The organism is Nocardia sp. NPDC057663, assembly GCF_042799895.1.
In the GTDB taxonomy this organism is placed as follows: Bacteria; Actinomycetota; Actinomycetes; order Mycobacteriales; family Mycobacteriaceae; genus Nocardia.
In genome coordinates this window covers 40,322-58,398 of sequence record NZ_JBHVHX010000020.1, presented here as the reverse complement: position 1 = coordinate 58,398, position 18,077 = coordinate 40,322, and the positions used below count along the sequence as shown (strand labels likewise).

General features: G+C 69.6%; 18 protein-coding genes and 2 pseudogenes. 13 read left to right on the top strand and 7 right to left on the bottom strand.

Annotated elements, in window-relative coordinates; genetic code table 11:
* Nucleotides 1-20: 20 nt before the first annotated feature.
* Nucleotides 21-293, bottom strand: a pseudogene (locus ACFVAV_RS29335) (RidA family protein); the annotation flags it as partial.
* A gap of 38 nt (nt 294-331) precedes the next feature.
* Here ACFVAV_RS29335 and ACFVAV_RS29330 point away from each other — a divergent pair.
* From ACFVAV_RS29330 to ACFVAV_RS29310, 5 genes and pseudogenes are all read left to right on the top strand, one after another.
* The gene (locus ACFVAV_RS29330) at nt 332-1,612 is read left to right on the top strand and encodes an amino acid deaminase (RefSeq protein WP_379038789.1); all 1,281 of its coding nucleotides are present in this window, start codon (nt 332-334) and stop codon (nt 1,610-1,612) included.
* A gap of 493 nt (nt 1,613-2,105) precedes the next feature.
* Nucleotides 2,106-2,369: an amidohydrolase family protein gene (locus ACFVAV_RS29325; protein ID WP_379038788.1), complete on the top strand. Its 264-nt coding sequence runs from the start codon at nt 2,106-2,108 to the stop codon at nt 2,367-2,369.
* On the top strand, nt 2,366-3,007 hold the full coding sequence (locus ACFVAV_RS29320) for a bifunctional 4-hydroxy-2-oxoglutarate aldolase/2-dehydro-3-deoxy-phosphogluconate aldolase (RefSeq protein ID WP_379038786.1): 642 nt from the start codon (nt 2,366-2,368) through the stop codon (nt 3,005-3,007). Before ACFVAV_RS29325 ends, ACFVAV_RS29320 begins: the two co-directional genes overlap by 4 nt.
* Before the next feature lie 10 nt (nt 3,008-3,017).
* Nucleotides 3,018-3,572 (top strand): annotated as a pseudogene (locus ACFVAV_RS29315) (GntP family permease); the annotation flags it as partial.
* 161 nt (nt 3,573-3,733) lie between these two features.
* Entirely contained in the window at nt 3,734-4,831 is a 1,098-nt protein-coding gene (locus ACFVAV_RS29310; RefSeq protein WP_379038785.1) for an FAD-dependent monooxygenase, read from the top strand.
* Between the two features lie 17 nt (nt 4,832-4,848).
* On the opposite strand, the gene ACFVAV_RS29305 is transcribed toward ACFVAV_RS29310, so the two are convergent.
* Entirely contained in the window at nt 4,849-5,823 is a 975-nt protein-coding gene (locus ACFVAV_RS29305) for a helix-turn-helix transcriptional regulator (RefSeq protein ID WP_379038784.1), read from the bottom strand.
* Between the two features lie 63 nt (nt 5,824-5,886).
* Between ACFVAV_RS29305 and ACFVAV_RS29300 the strand changes: the two genes are divergently transcribed.
* Nucleotides 5,887-6,378 (top strand): pyridoxamine 5'-phosphate oxidase family protein, encoded by a 492-nt coding sequence (locus ACFVAV_RS29300; protein ID WP_379038783.1) that lies wholly within the window; start codon nt 5,887-5,889, stop codon nt 6,376-6,378.
* Between the two features lie 18 nt (nt 6,379-6,396).
* Here ACFVAV_RS29300 and ACFVAV_RS29295 read toward each other — a convergent pair whose 3' ends face one another.
* Nucleotides 6,397-7,278 carry an isocitrate lyase/phosphoenolpyruvate mutase family protein gene (locus ACFVAV_RS29295; RefSeq protein WP_379038782.1) on the bottom strand — a complete coding sequence of 294 codons (882 nt, stop codon included), beginning with the start codon at nt 7,276-7,278 and terminating at the stop codon, nt 6,397-6,399.
* Between the two features lie 19 nt (nt 7,279-7,297).
* On the bottom strand, nt 7,298-8,026 hold the full coding sequence (locus ACFVAV_RS29290; protein WP_379038781.1) for a hypothetical protein: 729 nt from the start codon (nt 8,024-8,026) through the stop codon (nt 7,298-7,300).
* A 65-nt stretch (nt 8,027-8,091) separates the two neighbouring features.
* On the opposite strand from ACFVAV_RS29290, the gene ACFVAV_RS29285 reads away from it, so the two are divergent.
* The gene (locus ACFVAV_RS29285; protein ID WP_379038780.1) at nt 8,092-8,799 is read left to right on the top strand and encodes an ArsR/SmtB family transcription factor; all 708 of its coding nucleotides are present in this window, start codon (nt 8,092-8,094) and stop codon (nt 8,797-8,799) included.
* A 27-nt stretch (nt 8,800-8,826) separates the two neighbouring features.
* Here the strand turns inward: ACFVAV_RS29285 and ACFVAV_RS29280 are convergent, their stop codons facing one another.
* From ACFVAV_RS29280 to ACFVAV_RS29270, 3 genes are all read right to left on the bottom strand, one after another.
* Entirely contained in the window at nt 8,827-9,693 is an 867-nt protein-coding gene (locus tag ACFVAV_RS29280) for a hypothetical protein (protein ID WP_379038778.1), read from the bottom strand.
* An 87-nt stretch (nt 9,694-9,780) separates the two neighbouring features.
* Entirely contained in the window at nt 9,781-11,007 is a 1,227-nt protein-coding gene (locus ACFVAV_RS29275) for an RNA polymerase sigma factor (RefSeq protein ID WP_379038777.1), read from the bottom strand.
* Nucleotides 11,008-11,346 (bottom strand): YciI family protein, encoded by a 339-nt coding sequence (locus ACFVAV_RS29270; RefSeq protein WP_379038776.1) that lies wholly within the window; start codon nt 11,344-11,346, stop codon nt 11,008-11,010.
* Between the two features lie 153 nt (nt 11,347-11,499).
* On the opposite strand from ACFVAV_RS29270, the gene ACFVAV_RS29265 reads away from it, so the two are divergent.
* The 6 genes from ACFVAV_RS29265 to argF are packed head-to-tail and all read left to right on the top strand — an operon-like array spanning nt 11,500 to nt 18,047.
* A complete protein-coding gene (locus tag ACFVAV_RS29265; protein WP_379038775.1) occupies nt 11,500-12,726 on the top strand; it encodes a cation:proton antiporter in 1,227 nt (408 codons plus the stop codon).
* Between the two features lie 27 nt (nt 12,727-12,753).
* Nucleotides 12,754-13,812: an N-acetyl-gamma-glutamyl-phosphate reductase gene (argC, locus tag ACFVAV_RS29260; RefSeq protein WP_379038774.1), complete on the top strand. Its 1,059-nt coding sequence runs from the start codon at nt 12,754-12,756 to the stop codon at nt 13,810-13,812.
* The gene (argJ, locus tag ACFVAV_RS29255) at nt 13,809-15,035 is read left to right on the top strand and encodes a bifunctional glutamate N-acetyltransferase/amino-acid acetyltransferase ArgJ (RefSeq protein ID WP_379038773.1); all 1,227 of its coding nucleotides are present in this window, start codon (nt 13,809-13,811) and stop codon (nt 15,033-15,035) included. Before argC ends, argJ begins: the two co-directional genes overlap by 4 nt.
* Complete coding sequence (gene argB / locus ACFVAV_RS29250; RefSeq protein WP_218718170.1) at nt 15,032-15,919, top strand: acetylglutamate kinase; 888 nt, start codon at nt 15,032-15,034, stop codon at nt 15,917-15,919. The genes argJ and argB overlap by 4 nt, the downstream gene beginning before the upstream one ends.
* On the top strand, nt 15,916-17,118 hold the full coding sequence (locus tag ACFVAV_RS29245) for an acetylornithine transaminase (RefSeq protein ID WP_379038771.1): 1,203 nt from the start codon (nt 15,916-15,918) through the stop codon (nt 17,116-17,118). Before argB ends, ACFVAV_RS29245 begins: the two co-directional genes overlap by 4 nt.
* Complete coding sequence (gene argF / locus ACFVAV_RS29240; protein ID WP_379038770.1) at nt 17,115-18,047, top strand: ornithine carbamoyltransferase; 933 nt, start codon at nt 17,115-17,117, stop codon at nt 18,045-18,047. The genes ACFVAV_RS29245 and argF overlap by 4 nt, the downstream gene beginning before the upstream one ends.
* The last annotated feature ends 30 nt before the right edge of the window (nt 18,048-18,077 follow it).

The window sequence follows — 18,077 nt, the reverse complement described above, 5'->3', positions numbered from 1 at the left end:
GACATCACCGGAATCGCCGTTCAGTCCGTGACGACGGCGAGCGCGTCGATCTCCACCAGCATCTCTTCGCGGGGCAGGCCGGTGAAAACGGTCGTGCGCGACGGCAGGACGCCGGTGGTCGTGTGCTTGACGACGAATTCACCATACGCTTCGTTCATCATGGCGAAATCGTCTGTTTTGGTGAGGTAGACGCGCAGCATCACGACGTCGCCGCAGGTGGCCCCGGCGGCCTCCACGATCGCCCGCACGTTCATCAGGGTGCGGGCGGTGCAATGCCGATATGACCGATCCGCCCGGGTGACCTCCGCGGCGATCGACGGAAAGGGAAGCTGTGACGATCGACAACACCGTCGTGGACGCGCTCGCCGACGAGGTGCTCGGACCGTGGCACAAGAGCGTGCCGCCCGCGGCGTGGGGGCACACCGTGCGCGACTACCTCGCGAGCGCGCCGGAACTCGCCCCGTGGCAGACACCGCTGCTCACCCTCGATCGCGGCCTGCTCGACGCCAATCTCGCGCTGATGGCGCGGTGGACCGCCGCGGCGGGTGTCGCGCTGGCCCCGCACGGCAAGACCACGATGGCGCCGCAACTGTGGCGCGAACAGCTCGCGGCCGGTTCGTGGGCGATCACGCTGGCCACCGGCTGGCAGGCCCAGATCGCCCGGTCGTTCGGTGTCGGCCGGATCCTGCTCGCCAACGCGCTCGTCGATCCGGCCGGATTGTCCTGGGTCGCCGCGGAATCGGCGCGCGACACCGCGTTCGAGTTCTACTGCTGGGCCGACAGCGTCGCCACCGTCGAGCTGATGGACAAGATCCTGCGCGATACCCCGCCCGGCCCACCGGTGCGGGTGCTGGTCGAACTGGGTGGCCCGCAGGGTCGCACCGGGGCGCGCACCCGCACGGAAGCGCGGGCGGTCGCGGCAGCCATCCGGGCCGGCGAACGGCTGGCCCTGGCCGGTGTCGCCGGCTACGAAGGCGCGCTGGCCCGCGATCGCAGTACCGCCGGTGTCGCGGCTGTGCGCGGCTACCTCGGCGAACTCGCCGCCCTGCACACCGAACTCGCCACGTCCGGCGCCTACCCGGGTCCGGCGATCGTCACCGCGGGCGGCAGCGCCTACCCCGAACTCGTCGTCGACGAGCTGGCGCGGCTGGCCGACGACACCACCACGGTCGTCCTGCGCAGCGGCGCCTACCTCGTCCACGACGACGGCTTCTACGCCGGCATCTCCCCGCTGACCGCACCCGCGGTGGAGCCCGGTCTGCGCGCCGCGATGCACGGCTGGGCCAGGGTGGTCTCCCGGCCCGAACCGGAACTGGCGCTGCTCGACGGCGGCAAGCGTGACTTCCCCTTCGACGAGGGCCTGCCGGTGCCGCAGCGGGTGGTCGGCGGCGGTGCGCTGCCCACCGGCGCGCAGGTGACCGCGCTCAACGATCAGCACACCTTCCTGCGGCTGCCCGGTGCCGTGGCCGCCGATCTCCCGGTCGGCAGCATCGTGCGGCTCGGGTTGTCACATCCGTGCACGGCGTTCGACAAGTGGCGGCTCATCCCGGTGCTCGACAGCGCTGCGGCGGACCGGCCCCGCGTGGTCGACCTGATCCGCACCTACTTCTGACGGATGACCCTGACGGACTTGCTGTTTCGTGCCATCGATATCGTCGACGGCACCGGCACCCCGCGCCGTCGCGGCGACGTACTGATCCGCGCCGGGCGCATCGCCGAGACGGGACCGTCGGGATCGATCCCCACCGACGCGAGAGTAGTTGCGGTGCAGCCGGATTCGGTCCTCGCGCCCCGATTCATCGACATGCACGCGCATTCGGACCTATCCCTGCTCACCCATCCCGGGCACTTCCCGAAGATCACCCAGGGCGTGACCACCGAGGTGATCGGCCAGGACGGCCTGTCCTACGCGCCGATCGACGACGCCGCACTCGCGGTGGTGCGCAAGCAGATCGCGGGCTGGAACGGTAGTCCCCCCGATTTCGACTTCGCCTGGCGCACGGTCGCGCAATACCTGAACCGGCTCGACGAGGGCATCACGCCCAACGCCGCCTGCCTTCCCCTGCTACGTCCGCGAACTCGGCGTCCTCGGGCTGGAGGAATGCGTGCACCACCTCACCGGCAGGCCTGCCGCCCGGCTGCGGCTGGCGCGGCGCGGACTCGTCCGCACCGGCTTTGCCGCCGACCTCGTAGTGTTCGATCCGGCGACGATCCACGACACGGCAACCTTCGAGCATCCACAACAACAGATGCGTGGTATCCAGCACGTGCTGGTCAACGGCGAATTCGCGCTGGAGAGCGGCACCGCGACCGGTGTGCGCGCCGGACGTGCCCTGCGCATGGACGCCACGCGAGAGGAGACCCGATGAACCCGCTGCTCAGCTCGTCGTCCGAGGCCATGGAGGTGATCCGCGCCGACCGTGTGCTCACCGTGGTCCGCGCGCCCGCCATCCCCGACCCGGTCGCGCTCGCCGAAGCCCTCGCCGGGTCCGGCATTCGCGCCGTCGAGCTCACCTTCACCACCCTCGGCGTGCTCGACGCGATCGGCAAGGCCTCGGCGGTGAGCGCCGCCGTGATCGGCGTCGGCGCCGTGACCACCCGCGATCAGGCCGAAGCGGCGATCGAGGTGGGTGCCGAATTCCTGGTGACGCCCGCGCTGCGTCCGGAGGTCGCCGAAGTGGCTGTCGCCCATCAGATCCCGGTCATCATGGGCGCGTTCACGCCCTCGGAGGTGCTGGCGGCGGTCGAGCTGGGTGCGGCGGCGGTGAAGATCTTCCCGGCCCGCACGCTCGGCCCGGCCTACCTGAAGGATCTGCTCGGTCCGTTCCCGCACGTGTTCCTCATCCCCTCCGGCGGGGTCAACTCCCACAACGCCCGCGACTTCCTGCAGGCGGGGGCGATCGCCGTCACCGCGGGCACCGAGGTGGTCGCACCACTCGACGTCGCGAGCTCGCGCTGGTCCCACATCGGCGCCAAGGCCGCACGCTTCGTCCATTCGCTTGATTGACAGGTATCCCATGGGCACCACCGTCGACTGGTTGCGCACCACCACCCCCGGATTGCTGGTGCTGTGCGGTCTCGCGATCGCCGTGCTCCTCATCGCCATCATCAAGGTCGAACTGGAGCCGCTCGTCGCGCTGCTGCTGACCGGTCTGTTGCCGGCGCTCGCCGCGGGGCTACCGGTCGCCCAGATCGTCGGCACACCGCTGAAAGCCGGTGAGTCACTGCTGGAAACGGGCTTCGGCGGCATCCCCGTCTTCTTCGACATCGGCATCTTCGTGCTCGCGCCGCTGGTGTACGTCGCGGCCGAGCGTGGCGGGCGCTCGCTGGTGCTCTACGCCATGCTGATGCCGGCCGGTCTGTCGATGACGCACGCGTTCCTGCCGCCGCACCCCGGTCCCGTCGCGCTCGGCGGTCTGCTCGGGGTGAGCCTCGGCTGGCTGATTCTCCTGGGATTCGTCTGTGGCATCCCGGGTTTCCTCGCCGCGGGCATCGCCTGGGGTACCTGGATCGGCAAGCGTGTGCAGGTCGACGTGCCTGCCGAGTTCGTGCCGCTTGAGCCCGACGGCGACGGCGGGGACAAGACCGGCGACAACGGTGCGACCGTGGGAACCGGCGGGACCGCCATGCTGACGAAATCGCCGCCGTCGGTGGCGCTGATCGGCACCGTGCTGGCCGCGTTGTTGTTCGGAGTGGTGCGGTGAGCCGGTACCTGCAACGAGGGGAGAACGCGATGTCCATGGCAATCGTCGTCGGTGGCGGAATCGGGGGATTGGCTACCGCGCTGGCGTTGACGCGGCGCGGTTGGGGGGTCGAGGTGCTCGAGCGTGCGCCCGAGGTCGCCGAGGTCGGTTCGGGAATCTCGCTGTGGGCCAACGCATTGCGGGCACTCGACGCGCTCGGTGTCGGCTCGGCCGTGCGTGGGCAGGCGATCGAGGACGTCTCGGCCGGGATCCGCAACGCCCGCGGCGGGTGGCTCTCGCACACCGATGTGGCCACGATGCGTGCGCGATTCGGTGTTCCCGTGGTGGTCCACCGCGCGGCATTGCTCGACATCCTGCATGCCGCGCTCCCGGATGGTGTGGTGCGGACCGGCATGTCGGTGTCGGAAGCGGGTACCGATGGTTCGGTGGTCCATTCCGGCGGTGTGGCGACCGCGGATCTGGTCGTCGGCGCGGACGGGATCCGCAGCGTGGTCCGCCGCGCGGTCTGCGGCGATGTGCCCGCTCGCTACGCCGGGTACACCGCGTGGCGCGCGGTGGTCGACATCGACGAAGCGCTGACCGAGTTCGGTGAGACATGGGGTCGTGGAGCACGTTTCGGCATGGCCCCGCTCGCCGACGGGCGTACCTACTGCTTCGCCGTCTACAACGCGCCCGAGAATGCCGCGGGAACCTTCGCGGAGGTCCGATCCCGCTACGCCGGCTGGCATCACCCGATCCCGGCCCTGCTGGCCGCCGCGGACGAGAACACGGTGCTGCACAACGACATCTACGAGTTGCCTGCGCTGCCGACCTTCACGGCCGGTCGCATCGCCCTGGTCGGCGACGCCGCCCACGCGATGACACCGAATCTCGGGCAGGGTGGCTGCCAGGCGCTCGAGGATGCCGTGGTGCTGGCGCGGCTGGCGGGCCGGCCCGACGGGATGGCGCGGTATGACCGGGAGCGACGTCCACGGACGCAGATGATCGCCGCCCGGTCCGCCCGCATCGGCATGATCGGCCAGCTGTCCGCCGCGCCGCTGGTCGCCCTGCGCGACACGGCATTGCGGGTCACGCCGCCGTCGGTTTCCCTGCGTGCGATGGGCGAGATTCTCGACTGGACATGCTGATGTGCGGACCATGCCGGTCACGCCGACGGGTGGTAGCGCGCGTACATCGCCGCCGCCGTACCTGCCATCGCGGTGCGGAGTTCGGGTGGATCGAGGACTTCGATGTGTTCGCCGAGGGGCAGCACAGCGTGCGCGAGGATCTCGTAGGACTCGCCGGGGATGGTGATGTCCACCCAGCCGTCGGCGTCGGGTGCGCCGACGGACGTGAGCGCCTGGCGCACCGCGGCCGGGTCGTTCATCAACCGGAGCAGGGTCAGGTGGTCGGCCGAGATCCGGCATCGCGCGCTGACTCGCAGGATGGACCGGGCGAACTCGTCGGTTGACTCCTGCCAGTGCGCGGCGAGTTCGAAATCGGCAGGGCGGGTGAAGGATTCGCCGGTCGACAGGGCGGTGGCGATCCGGCTCACCCGATAGGAGCGGATATCGGATCGGTCGCGCGCGATCAGGTACCAGGTGCCCGCCTTCATGACCAGGCCCAGCGGGTCGAGGGTGCGGTCGACGTTCTTGTCGTGACGGCGGTAGCTGATGGCCAGGCGGCGGTCGTGCCAGAGCGCATCGGCGACCGTGGACAGCGTGGGCGTTTCGTCCGGGCGGTGGAACCAGCCCGGCATATCGATGTGGACGCGTTCGGCGATGCGGGTCGCTCGGCCGCGCAGCTCGGGTGGAAGGGCGGCGAGCATTTTGAGCTGGGCGGTGGCGAGAACGGTGCCGAGTCCGAGGTCGGCGGCGGCGCCGGGCAGCCCGGCCAGCAGGACCGCGTCGGCCTCGTCGGAAGTGAGGCCGGTGAGCCGGGTCCGGTAGCCGTCGATCAGCCGGACGCCACCACCGCGCCCCGGCTCGCTGTACACCGGCACGCCCGCCGACGACAGTGCCTCGACGTCGCGGTACACGGTGCGCACCGACACCTCCAGCTCCCGTGCCAGCTCGGTCGCGGTCGCCCCGCCGTTGGCCTGCAACAGGAGCAGCAGCTGCACCAGCCTGCTCGCTCGCATGTTCTCGAGACTAGCCGCAGAACTTGACACAGGATGTCAACATTTGGTCGTACCGTTCGATCCATGACCACGTGGAGCCAGTTCACCGAGGAAGCGCCGAGTATCTCCGCCCTGTTCCTGCGCAGGCACCAGGCGACCGGCAATCTGTGCATGCTCGGCACCCTCCGGGCCGACGGATCACCGCGGATCAGCCCGATCGAGCCGACCGTCTTCGAGGGCATGCTGGTCCTGGCCGGCATGCCGAACACCCGGAAGTTCGACGACCTCGCCCGCGACCCCCGCTTCTGCCTGCACACCGCCACCGTCGACACCAACGTCGCCGACGGCGACGCCAAGCTGTTCGGCGCCGTCACCGACCTGCGCGACGATGCCGTCCACGCCCGCTTCGCCCAGAAGCTGTTCGACGACAGCGGTTTCGACATCCGCGGCCAGAAGTTCGATCACTTCTACGTCGCCGACCTGACTGGCGCGTCGACGGTCGAAGTCGAGGACGACCATCTGAACATCACCGTGTGGAAGCCGGGCACGGGCGAACGGGTCGTTCGCAAAGACTGAGCTCGCCAGCGGTCCGGACTACGTCCCGGCGGGACCGGGATCGGCTTCGGGGCTGTCGGCCGCCGCTAGGAGAGCCTGGATCCTCCGATAGTCGGGTGCGGTCGACAGCTCGCCGGTCTCCCCGCGCAGAGTGCGGGCCAGGCCGATCGCGGCGCCCAGCGCGGCCCGATAGAGGGCCGATCCGGTACTGATCCGGCGAACCCCCAGCGCCGCCAGGACGTCGACATCCGGGCCGCTGGGCGAGTAGAGCGTGTTCAGGGGTAGCGGGGTCGCCCCGACCAGCGTGCTGAGTGTGGCGGGGTCGGTGACTCCGGGAACGAACAGCCCATCGGCGCCCGCCCCGGCATACAGTCGCGCACGGACCAGCGTCGACTCGAGGTCGATACCGAACCAGTACGTGTCGATGCGGGCGTTGACGAACAGGTGCGGCACGCGCGCCCTGATGGTGTGGATGAGATCGGCGTGCCGTTCCGGCTCCGCCAAGTCCGTATTGTCGCGCCCGTCTTCGATATTGATGCCCGCGATACCGAGATCGGCCAGCCGAGAGACATAGTCGGCCACGTCCTCGTGGCCGTCGGCGAAACCTGCTTCGACATCGATGCTCACGGGCACCGGAAGCCGCGTCAATCGTGCAGCGAGGGTAAAGGTTTCGTCAGCCGAGACGGCTCTGCCATCGGGCAGTCCCGCTGCTGCCGCAACGCCCAGACTGGTGGTGGCGATCGCCGGGAACCCCGCGTCGACGAGCAACGCGGCCGAGGTGAAGTCCCACGCGTTGGGCAGGACAAGGGGGCCGTCACCGTGATGGAGGGCATGAAAGAGTCCCGCAGGCCGGCGTGGTTCGCCGGTCGTGCTCGGCGCGTTCGTCGAGGCTGACCGGCCTGGTCCGTTGGTTGTATCCATCCTGCGTACGACGCCTTTCTTAGCTGACTCGAAGCCGAGTGGCTTCCGATTCCACGACGCCGGTCGCGATCGCAAGGGCGTGGGCGCTCCCCGGGCATCGGTGCGGTCCGGCACCGAAACCGAGCCCGGGATGCCGGAGGTCGAGCTCGACGACCGTGCCGTCGACGACGCGGCGGGTGGACCGCAGCGGTGGTGTCGTCGCCATGATCGTTGCGGGTCGGTCGGCCGGCGCGCCGGTATCGGAGGCACGGGCGGCCGCGATCAATTCGCCGGTTGCCGAGCATGCCTGGACCAGGATGCAGATCTGAGCGACGATCCTGTCGGTGTCGGTGTCGGTGTCGCGCTCGGAGCAGATCGCGTCCGTGTGGACCGCCGCCCGGCACAGCGCGACGAGTTCGACGACCGCTGTGTCCGCGGCTGCATCCACCGGCTCATGCGGCTGATAAGCGGCAGCGACAACTGCCACCACCTCGGCTGCACTCTCTGGAAGCCCCATCGCGTCGAGGAGCACCCGGACATGGGCGAGCGGTTGCCCGGCACGGTTACCTGCGCCGGCACGCAGAGCCGCGGGGTCGAGGCGATCCAGCTCGCGCTGTATTGCAGCCCGCCGACGCCGATGGTCGGCACCGTCACAAAATCTGGGTACGTGCGCCCGCAACCACGCGATGCCCGGGCCGTGCGCGGCGGGAACCGGCGGCATCGGCGCGGTGCGGAGAAGTTCGCGGACGAGCTCAGGATCGCTGATCACGCCACCGACGGTAGGTCCGCGACGTTTCGGTGGCCGCCGAACAATCACCGCCGCATGATGGGGAGATGCCGTCCCGCGCCGCAGCCCTCGCCGACTGGGCCGCCGTCCTCGCAGACCGGACCAGAGCCCACATGTGCCTGGCCCTGCTCGACGGCCGCGCCTGGACCGCAGGCGAACTGGCCCGCTCGACCGGCGTCGCCCCCTCCACCGCCACCGCACATCTGGATCGCCTGCGCACCGCGGGCCTCATCACCGACCGCAAACAGGGCCGACACCGCTACGTCGAACTAGCGGGCCCCACCATCGCCCAGCTGCTGGAAACCCTTCTCGCCGAACTGGATCCAACTCCCACCCCACCGAAAACCCTCCGCGCCACCACCGCGGACGCGGCCCTGGCCCGCGGCCGAACCTGCTACAACCACCTGGCAGGCCGCCTCGGCGTCACCATCACCGACGCCATGACCATCCGAGCCCTCCTCGACCCGGACAACGCCCACTCCCTCACCCCCGCCGGAACCACCTGGCTCACCACCACCCTCGGCATCGACGAGCCAACTCTCACCCGCTCCCGCCGCCCCCTGACCCGCCCCTGCCTCGACTGGACCGAACGCCGCACCCACCTGGGCGGCCCCGCCGCGGTCCTCCTGCACCGCCGCCTGCTCACCCTCGGCTGGATCATCCCGTCCGGAACCGGCCGCGCGGTTCGAGCGACACCGACAGGAGAAGCCGGGCTCGCCGAGACCCTCGGCATAGATCCGTCCGACCTACGCTGACCGCTTCGATCGACCGGAAACCGGACGTCAGTCGAACAGATCCTCGACCGCCGAGATCTCCAGCGCACGGCGCATCCACGTATCGAACGTGCGTTGATCGCGGCACGCGGCAATCCGCTCGGCGGCATCGGCCGGAACATGGACCCCACGATGCCGAAGGATCAGCAGCACATCCTTGGCCCTGCCCGCATCGAGCCCTTCCTCGCGAAGAGCCTGAGCCAGCGGTCCGCGAAAGAACGAAAGATCGGCGTCCATGAGTTCCTTCCAGGTTGTGCCCGCTGTGGTCCGGCCGAGGCCGTGGTAGACGAGTTCGATGAACAGCTGAGTCTCGTCCTGGTCTCCGGCTTGCCGGAAGGCCTCGGCCACAGACTTCAGTATCGCACCGATATGTGGTTGCCGGGCGTGGGTGATGGCCGACAACGCCGCCAGCGGCAGGTCGTGGCGGGCGGTGTCCACGTCGAGCACGGCGGGGACGTTGTGTGGTCCGAGCACGATCGGTGACACCGACAGGCAGGTCCACAGGTCATGGCCTAGGCGCAGGGGCCCGGCGGCCCAGGTCGCTGTCGCGTGGTCCCGGCACACGACGGCCAACACGACCGGCAACTCATACTTCGCGATCAAGAACGACAGGTAGTACGACCATGCCGCCGGCTTGCGGACCTCTGGGCGACCCTGCGCTTCGACGATCAACAGAAAAGGGCCATCCCGGGTCGTGATGCGCAGGATCGTATCGGCGCGCCGTTCGACCGGCCGCGTCTCGGTCAGATCCACCGTCACCTGGTCGACAGCCACCGGATCGGGAAACGGCAGATCCAATGTCCGCATCAACCGCGTGAAAGCCCCAGGATCGTGCTGAAAGATGCGATGCATCGCCTCATGCCGAGAGCTGACCATGCGCGGCACCGTACCCCCGATCGAATAGTTGTTCGAAATCCCCTGTGATTCCCCGAATCTGGGCAAGTCGGGCCTTCACGGGCACGTTCATGTCACGTGATCGATGCACGAACTGGGCAGCGAATTCCTTCTGCGGCACAGGTATTCGCGTTCGACCTCGTTGGCAGTGAGGGCGATGGCCGCGTCGTAGGCGGCTGCGGCTTCGGTGAGATTGCCTTCGCGGCGGAGGAAATCGGCGCGGATCGCGTGGAACAGGTGGTGGTTCGGGAGGTCGATGGTGGACAGTTCGTGGAGGGCGGTGGTGGGGCCGTGGACTTCGGCGAGGGCGACGATGCGGTGCAGGGCGACGAGGGGGGTGGGGGTGAGGGTGTGGAGGTGGTCGTAGAGGGTGAGGATTTGGGGCCAGTCGGTGGCGGTTGCGGTGGGGGCGTCGGCGTGGACGGCGTTGATGGCGGCTTGGAGTTGGTAGGGGCCGGGGGCGTTGCGGCGCAGGCATTCTCGGAGCAGGGACTGGCCCTCGGCGATCAGGTCGCGGTTCCACAGAGTGCGGTCCTGGTCGGCGAGAAGCACGAGGCGCTCGCCGTCGGTGCGGGCGGTGCGGCGGGATTCGGTGAGCAGCATGAGGGCGAGTAGGCCGAGGACCTCCGGTTCGCCGGGCATGAGCTCGGTGAGCAGGCGACCGAGCCGGATCGCCTCGGCGCACAGGTCGGCGCGGGTGAGTTGTGGGCCTGCGGTGGCCGAATAGCCCTCGGTGAAAATGAGATACATCACCGCAAGGACTGCGGGCAGCCGCGAGGGGAGCTCGGAATCGGCGGGCACCCGATACGGGATACGCGCGTCCCGGATCTTGCCCTTGGCGCGCACGAGCCGTTGCGCCATCGTCGATTCCGAGACCAGGAAGGCACGCGCGATCTCGGCGGTGGTCAGACCGCCGAGCAGCCGCAGCGTCAACGCCACCCGCGCGGCCGGGGCGAGTGCCGGATGGCAGCAGGTGAAGATCAGGCGCAGCCGGTCGTCGGGGAAGCTGTCGGTGGGCCGGTCCGGATCGGAGTGCAGGAGAGCGGCTTCGGCGTGCCGGTCGGCGCGGGTGGCCTCGCGGCGCAGCCGATCGATCGCGCGATTGCGGGCGGTGGTGATGATCCACCCCGCCGGGCTCGGCGGGACACCGTCGGCGGGCCAGCGCACGACCGCGGCGGCGAACGCCTCCTGCACCGCGTCCTCGGCCAGTCCGATGTCACCGAAGACGCGGATCAGGGACGCGACCGCACGACCGTAGTGCTCGGCGAACACCGCCTCGATCACCGCGGTGTCCATCTAGCTGTGCGCCACCGGTCGCACCTCGATCGGCAAGGTGAGCACCGCGGCCAGTTTGCCCGCCCACTCCAGCGCCTCGTCCAGGTCGGCGGCCTGGATGAGGGTGAAGCCGCCGATGTGCTCGGTGCCCTCGGCATACGGCCCATCGGTGATCAGCACGTCACCCTCCTTCGCCCGCACGACGGTCGCGGTGCTCGGCTCGTGCAGGCCGACCGCGAACACCCAGGCCCCGGCGGCGCGCATGTCGTCGTTCAGGGCGGCGAGATCGTCCATGATCGCGTCGATGTTCTCCGGCGCCGGTCCGTCGGGCTGATAGATGGACAGCAGGTACTGCTTCATGATCGTCCTTTCGTCGATAGGGCCGGCGCGAGACCGGTTCATCTCCTACACGAACGCGATGCCGCCGAATCGACAGCAGGGGTGACCCGATTCTCGTCCGGACCGCCAGCGAGGTTTCCGGGATCGGCCGATCCGCTGTGCCACGATGAGGCGATGGAGCTGCTCGCTTCCGCCGCCGTGGACGGCCCGTCGCCGATCGTGTCGCTGTTCTGGATCGCGCTGGTCGCCGTGGCGGCTCCGCTGCTCTCGCGCGCACTGCGCGGATTCGTGCCGGACGTGGTGATCCTGCTGGTGGCGGGCACGATTCTGGGACCGTTCGCCCTGGGCTGGGCCACCGCGAGCGGTGGCGTCGACCTGATCGAGGAACTCGGTCTCGGCATGCTGTTCCTGCTGGCCGGGTACGAACTGGACCCGAAGCTGCTCGGCGGCCGATCGGGACGGGTGGCCTGGCTGGTGTGGCTGGCGGGTCTGGTGTTCGCGTTCGGGCTGGTCGCCGTGCTGGCGAGCAGTGAGTCGACCACCAACCACATCGCCGTCGCCATCGCGATGACCTCCACTGCCCTGGGCACCCTGCTGCCGATCGTCAAACAGGCGGGCCTGCTCGACACCCCGCTGGGCCGGGCGGTGCTGGCGCACGGCGCGGTCGGCGAGCTCGGCCCGATCGTGGCCATGTCGGTGCTGTTGAGCAGCCGCAATGTCGGCGCCGCGCTGGTCGTGCTCGCGCTGTTCGTGGTGGCGGCGCTGCTGGTCGGTGTGATCCCGATGCGCCTGTTCGGCCGCATCCCCGATCTCGGCGCGGCGCTGGCCAGGATGGACGGGGGCACCTCGCAGCTGCCGGTGCGCGGGTCGATCCTGCTGCTGCTCGTCCTCATGGTGGTGGCCGAACGCTTCGACCTGGACGTGGTGCTCGGCGCGTTCGCGGCGGGCATGGTGCTGCGCAGGCTCATCGCCGCGGGCCACCCGCGCGTGGACGAGCAGCTCGAGACCATCGGCTACGGACTGCTGATCCCGGTGTTCTTCGTGGTCTCGGGGATGGGGATCGATATGTCCGCGGTCGCGGGACAACCGCTGCTGTGGGTGTCGTTCGTGGCCGCCATCGCCGTCGCCCGCGGCCTGCCCGTGTGGTTGAGCGAACGGTACGTCCCGCACGGGCGCAATCTGGAGTCACCCCGCGAGCGGGCTCAGCTCGCGCTGTTCGCGGCGACCGGCCTGCCGATCATCGTCGCCGTCACCCAGGTGGCCGTGTCGACGGACCTGATGACCGACGACACCGCCTCGGTCCTGGTCGCTGCCGGTGCCACGACGGTTCTGGTGTTTCCCCTGGTAGCGCGGCTGATCGGGTCCAAGGAGCCGGTCGCGACCGCACCTGCTCATGAATGAGCTTGCACAGTCGTGCATAATCATCACATGGTTGATTCGTCGGGAGGACCCGCAGTGCGGGTGGCGGTTGCCGGTGCGAGTGGATACGCCGGTGGCGAAGTGTTGCGTCTGCTGCTGAACCACCCCGAATACCGAGCCGGGCGCCTCGAGATCGGGGCGCTGACCGCCGGATCCAACGCGGGCACCGCGCTGGGCGCGCTCCAGCCGCATCTGCTGCCGCTGGCCGACCGGATCCTGCAGGAAACCACCCCCGAGGTCCTGGCAGGCCACGACATCGTCTTCCTCGGCCTGCCGCACGGTCAGTCCGGCGCCATCGCGCAGGCGCTGCCCGAGTCGACGGTGATCATCGACTGTGGCGCCGACTTCCGGCTCACCGATCCCGTCGCCTGGGAGAAGTACTACGGCAGCGCCCACGCGGGCAGCTGGCCCTACGGCCTGCCCGAGCTGCCCGGGGGCCGGGCGCGGCTCACCGGCGCGCGGCGGATCGCCGTGCCCGGCTGCTACCCGACCGTGTCGAGCGTCGCGCTGGCCCCCGCCATCGCCGCGGGCATCATCGAGCCGACCGTGAACGTGGTCGCCATCAGCGGCACCTCCGGCGCGGGCCGCAAGCTCGACGTCGGGCTGCTCGGTTCCGAGGTGATGGGCAGCGTCCGCGCCTACAGCATCGCCGGCGCGCACCGGCACACCCCCGAGATCGCGCAGAACCTGAAGGCGGCGGGCGGCGTCGACGTCGCGGTGTCGTTCACTCCCGTGCTCGCCCCGATGCCGCGCGGCATCCTCGCGACCTGCACCGCCCCGGTGAAGGTGGACGCGGCCGAGGCGCGTGCCGTCTACGAAAAGGCTTACGCCGACGAGCCGTTCGTGCATCTGCTGCCCGAAGGCGTTCTGCCGCAGACAGGTTCGGTCCTCGGCTCCAACGCCATCACCCTGCAGGTCGCCGTCGACACCGACGCGGGCCTGCTCGTGGTGATCGGCGCGATCGACAACTTGACCAAGGGCACCGCGGGCGCCGCGGTGCAATCGATGAATCTGGCCGTCGGATTCGACGAGACCGCAGGACTTTCCACCGTAGGAGTGGCACCGTGACGACCCCTGATCCGCACACGACGGACCATGGCAATTTGATCCACACCCAGGGCGTCACCGCCCCGCTCGGCTTCCGCGCCGCCGGTATCGCGGCGGGTATCAAGGCCAGCGGCAAGCCCGACCTCGCCCTGGTCCTCAACGAAGGCCCCGAATACGCGGCCGCCGGTGTGTTCACCAGCAACCAGGTCAAGGCCGCGCCGGTGCTGTGGTCGCAGCAGGTGCTCAAGTCCGGTCGCGTGCGTGCGGTCATCCTGAATTCGGGCGGCGCGAACGCCTGCACCGGCCCCGGCGGTTTCCAGGACACCCACCAGACCGCCGAGGAACTCGCTGCGGCACTGAGCAATTGGGGCACCGAGACCGGCGCGGGCGAGATCGCGGTCTGCTCGACGGGCCTGATCGGTGACCGGCTCCCGATGGACAAGCTGATCCCCGCGGTCACCGAGATCGTGCACGAGATGGGCGGCGGCATGTCGGGCGGTTCCGACGCCGCCCACGCCATCATGACCACCGACACCGTGCCGAAGGAATCGGCGTTCCACCACGAGGACAAGTGGAACGTCGGCGGCATGGCCAAGGGCGCCGGCATGCTCGCACCGTCGCTGGCCACCATGCTCGTCGTGCTCACCACCGACGCCGTGGCGACACCCGAGCAGCTCGACCAGGCGCTGCGCAAGGCCACCAAGTACACCTTCGACCGCCTCGACGTCGACGGCTCCTGCTCCACCAACGACACCGTGCTGCTGCTGGCCAACGGCGCCAGCGGCGTCGCCCCCTCGCAGGAGGACCTCGACGCCGCCGTCTTCACCGTGTGTGACGACCTGGCCGCCCAGCTGATGGCCGACGCCGAGGGCGTCACCAAGCGGGTGCAGATCACCGTCACCGGCGCGGCCTCCGAAGAAGAGGCGCTCACCACCGCCCGCGCCGTCGCCCGCGACAGCCTGGTCAAGACCGCGCTGTTCGGCTCCGACCCGAACTGGGGCCGGGTGCTCGCCGCCGTCGGCATCGCCCCGGTGACGCTGGACCCGAACCGGATCGCGGTGTCGTTCAACGGCAATCCGGTCTGTGTCGACAGCGTCGGCGCGCCCGGCGCCCGCGAGGTCGACCTGTCCGGCGAGGACATCGACGTGCTGATCGAGCTCAATGTCGGCGAGGGCACCGCGATGGTGCGCACCACCGACCTCTCGCACGCCTACGTCGAAGAGAATTCGGCATACAGCTCATGAGCAGCGGTGTGGTGCAGTCCCTGTCGGCGCTGGACAAGGCGCACGTGCTCGCCGACGCGCTGCCGTGGCTGCAGAAGTTCCGCGACAAGGTCGTCGTCGTGAAGTACGGCGGCAACGCCATGGTCGACGACGAACTCAAGGCCGCCTTCGCCGCCGATATGGCGTTCCTGCGCACCGTCGGCGTGCACCCGGTGGTCGTGCACGGCGGTGGCCCGCAGATCAACGCCATGCTGAAGAAACTCGGCATGGCCGGCGAGTTCCGCGGCGGCTTCCGCGTCACCACCCCCGAGGTGATGGACGTGGTGCGGATGGTGCTGTTCGGCCAGGTCGGGCGCGAGCTCGTCGGGCTGATCAACGCGCACGGCCCGTACGCGGTCGGCATCTCCGGTGAGGACGCGCACCTGTTCACCGCGACCCGGCGTACCGTCACTGTCGAGGGCGTCGCCACCGATATCGGCCTGGTCGGCGATGTCACCGAGGTGAACCCCGGCGCCGTGCTCGACCTGATCGACGCCGGTCGCATCCCGGTGGTCTCCACCATCGCCCCCGACGCCGACGGCGTGGTCCACAACATCAACGCCGACACCGCCGCCGCCGCGCTGGCGGAGGGCATCGGCGCGGAGAAGCTCGTCGTCCTCACCGACGTCGAGGGCCTCTACACCGACTGGCCCGACCGTTCCTCGCTGACCAGTGAGATCGACGCGACGGCGCTGGCGGAGTTGCTGCCGCGCCTGGACGCGGGCATGGTGCCGAAGATGGAAGCGTGCCTGCGCGCCGTCCAGGGCGGGGTGCCCAGCGCCCACGTCATCGACGGACGGGTGCCGCATTCGGTACTACTGGAGTTGTTCACCGGAGAAGGAATCGGAACGATGGTGACCGCATGAGTGAAGTAGAGAAGCTGCAGCAGCGGTGGTCGGCCGCGATGATGAACAACTACGGCACCCCGAAGGTCGCACTGGTGCGCGGCGCGGGCGCGGTGGTCTACGACGCCGACGGCAAGCGCTACGTCGACTTCCTCGGTGGTATCGCGGTGAACAGCCTCGGCCACGCCCACCCGGCCATCCTGGAAGCGGTCACCCAGCAGCTGGGCACGCTCGGCCACGTGTCGAACCTGTACGCCAGCGAACCGGTGATCGAGCTGGCCGAGAAGCTGCTCGCCCACTTCGGCGACGGCGAGGGCAAGGCGTTCTTCTGCAACTCCGGCACCGAGGCCAACGAGGCCGCGTTCAAGATCGCGCGGCTGACCGGCCGCAGTAAGATCGTGGCCGCCGAGGAGGCCTTCCACGGCCGCACGATGGGCGCGCTCGCGCTGACCGGTCAGCCGTCGAAGCGGGAGCCGTTCGAGCCGATGCCGCCCGGCGTCGTGCACGTACCCTACGGTGACGCGGACGCGCTCGAGCAGGTCGTCGACGCCGACACCGCCGCGGTGTTCCTGGAGCCGATGATGGGCGAGAGCGGTGTGGTCGTCCCGCCGTTCGACTACCTGGCGCGGGCGCGGGAAATCACCTCGCGGGCGGGCGCTTTGCTGATCCTCGACGAGGTGCAGACCGGAATCGGCCGCACCGGAACGTTTTTCGCGCATCAGGCGGCGGGCATCGTGCCCGACGCGATCACCCTGGCCAAGGGCCTGGGCGGTGGCCTGCCGATCGGCGCCGTGCTGGCGCAGGGCCGGGCGGCCGAACTGCTCACCCCGGGCCTGCACGGGACGACCTTCGGTGGCAACCCGGTGTGCGCCGCGGCGGCGCTGGCGGTGCTGCGGACGATCGACTCCGAAGGTCTTCTCTCCCATGTGGAATGGGTCGGCAAGAAGCTCAGCGACGGGATCGCGCTGCTCGAGCATCCGGAGATCGATCACGTGCGCGGCGCCGGTCTGCTCATCGGCATCGTGCTGAAGAACGACATCTCGGCCTACGTGGACCAGCGGGCGCGGGAGGCGGGCTACCTGATCAACCCCGCCAAGCCCAACGTGATCCGGTTGGCGCCGCCCCTGGTGCTCACCGAAACCCAGGCCGACAACTTCGTCGCCGATCTGCCCGAGATCCTCGACAAGGCCGCCGCCGATGCGAAGGGAGCGAGTAAGTGACCCTACGCCACTTTCTGCGCGACGACGACGTGACCCAGGCCGAACAGGCCGAAATCCTGGCCATCGCCGCAGAATTGAAGAAGAACCCCTTCGCGCACCGGCCGCTCGACGGTCCGCGCGGAGTCGGGGTGATCTTCGAGAAGAACTCCACCCGTACCCGGTTCTCGTTCGAGCTGGGCATCGCCCAGCTCGGCGGGCACGCGGTCGTCGTCGACGGCCGTGACACCCAGCTCGGCCGCGAGGAAACCCTCGGCGACACCGGCAGCGTGCTCTCGCGCTATGTCGAGGCCATCGTGTGGCGGACCTTCGAACAGTCCCGACTCGACGAGATGTCGGCCACCGCAACGGTTCCCGTGGTGAACGCGCTGTCCAACGAGTTCCATCCGTGCCAGGTGCTCGCCGATCTGCAGACGATCACCGAACGCAAGGGTGCACTCGCGGGCCTGAACCTCACCTACTTCGGCGACGGCGCCAACAATATGGCGCATTCGCTGCTGCTGGGCGGCGTGACGGCGGGCATGAACGTGACCGTCGCCGCGCCCGCCGGGTTCGAGCCGCTGCCGTGGATCCTGGACGCCGCCGCCAAGCGGGCCGCCGAAAGCGGTGCGACCGTGACGGTCACCCACGACCCGGTGGCCGGTGCGACGGGCGCCGACGTGCTCGTCACCGACACCTGGACCTCGATGGGCCAGGAGAACGACGGCCTCGACCGCGTCGGCCCGTTCCGTCCGTTCCAGGTCAACGAGGCACTGCTCGCCGCCGCCGATCCGGAAGCCATTGTGATGCATTGCCTTCCGGCGCACCGCGGCGAGGAGATCACCGACGACGTCCTCGACGGCCCGCACAGCGTGGTCTGGGACGAAGCCGAGAACCGGCTGCACGCCCAGAAGGCGCTGCTGGTCTGGCTGCTCGCGAAAGCCGCCGCGTGAGACCGCGAACCGGGGCCGGCGCGGAGGCTG

Coding starts and splice junctions, on each gene's coding strand:
- ACFVAV_RS29320 (WP_379038786.1), top strand. CDS start 2,366: ATGAACCCGCTGCTCAGCTCGTCGTCCGAGGCCATGGAGGTGATCCGC.
- ACFVAV_RS29310 (WP_379038785.1), top strand. CDS start 3,734: ATGTCCATGGCAATCGTCGTCGGTGGCGGAATCGGGGGATTGGCTACC.
- ACFVAV_RS29305 (WP_379038784.1), bottom strand. CDS start 5,823: ATGCGAGCGAGCAGGCTGGTGCAGCTGCTGCTCCTGTTGCAGGCCAAC.
- ACFVAV_RS29300 (WP_379038783.1), top strand. CDS start 5,887: ATGACCACGTGGAGCCAGTTCACCGAGGAAGCGCCGAGTATCTCCGCC.
- ACFVAV_RS29295 (WP_379038782.1), bottom strand. CDS start 7,278: ATGGATACAACCAACGGACCAGGCCGGTCAGCCTCGACGAACGCGCCG.
- ACFVAV_RS29285 (WP_379038780.1), top strand. CDS start 8,092: ATGCCGTCCCGCGCCGCAGCCCTCGCCGACTGGGCCGCCGTCCTCGCA.
- ACFVAV_RS29280 (WP_379038778.1), bottom strand. CDS start 9,693: ATGGTCAGCTCTCGGCATGAGGCGATGCATCGCATCTTTCAGCACGAT.
- ACFVAV_RS29275 (WP_379038777.1), bottom strand. CDS start 11,007: ATGGACACCGCGGTGATCGAGGCGGTGTTCGCCGAGCACTACGGTCGT.
- ACFVAV_RS29270 (WP_379038776.1), bottom strand. CDS start 11,346: ATGAAGCAGTACCTGCTGTCCATCTATCAGCCCGACGGACCGGCGCCG.
- ACFVAV_RS29265 (WP_379038775.1), top strand. CDS start 11,500: ATGGAGCTGCTCGCTTCCGCCGCCGTGGACGGCCCGTCGCCGATCGTG.
- argC (WP_379038774.1), top strand. CDS start 12,754: ATGGTTGATTCGTCGGGAGGACCCGCAGTGCGGGTGGCGGTTGCCGGT.
- argB (WP_218718170.1), top strand. CDS start 15,032: ATGAGCAGCGGTGTGGTGCAGTCCCTGTCGGCGCTGGACAAGGCGCAC.
- ACFVAV_RS29245 (WP_379038771.1), top strand. CDS start 15,916: ATGAGTGAAGTAGAGAAGCTGCAGCAGCGGTGGTCGGCCGCGATGATG.